Source organism: Mesorhizobium sp. P5_C1 (genome assembly GCF_054049815.1).
The window spans coordinates 1-784 of sequence record NZ_JBFULQ010001222.1; the positions used below are offsets into that span (position 1 = coordinate 1).

Consider the following 784-nt stretch of genomic DNA (forward strand, 5'->3'; position numbering starts at 1 on the left):
GGATGCGACCGCTTCCTACCTACTGGTCTCGATTGAAAAAGGGTTCGCCGACGACGTGTTTGCGGGGATGGCTCGCAATCGCGCGGCCGTGCTGCCGCCTTCGATCGGATTTCGGGACACCACTGTAGAGTCGGCGTTGCAGAGGATTGTCTTGGAGCTCAAGCAGCCTGACCCCATCAGCGCAACGATGGCGGAGTGCCAGGCCACGCAACTGCTCGGGCAAATGTTCAGGTTGAACGGCGTCCATCAGGAACCGGCAAAAGGCGGTTTGTCATCGTTCGATCTCAAGCGAGCGGTGGGAATGATCGAGGCATCGTCGGGCGGCAGACCTACGCTCGCCGATTTGGCAAAAGAGGTTGGGGTTAGCCGGTTCCATTTCTGGAGGGCCTTCAAGCACTCGACAGGCATGACACCGCACGCATTCATTGCGCATCGCCGATTGGAGCACTCCGCGGATATGCTGCGATCGACCAATTTGTCGGCGACGGAGATCGCGATGGAATGTGGTTTCGGCAGTTCGAGCCATTTCACGACCGCCTTTAAGCGGGCCTTCGGCGCGGCCCCCACGGAATTTCGTCGTAAGTGCAGAATCTAGGTGGCCGGTTGTCGGTTCTCAGCAACTATCGGAAAACCCCAACATCACAGTAAAGCAGGCTGGGCGGAAGAAGGTATCCATCGGCGGTCAGCCTGGACGCGCCGCTCATGTCAAACCTGGTTCGAATTCATCATGCCAAGGGACGGCCCAACCGGTCCAATCCTTGCCTAGGATTCCTGGCCAGCACGC

Annotated in this window: 1 protein-coding gene; it reads left to right on the forward strand. The window is 58.8% G+C overall.

What is annotated here, in order from left to right; all coding sequences use genetic code 11:
• Positions 1–595, forward strand: a 595-nt coding sequence (locus ACXJ7R_RS35000) for a helix-turn-helix transcriptional regulator (protein ID WP_457155783.1), incomplete at its 5' end; no start/stop codon positions are given.
• Between the last annotated feature and the right edge of the window lie 189 nt (positions 596–784).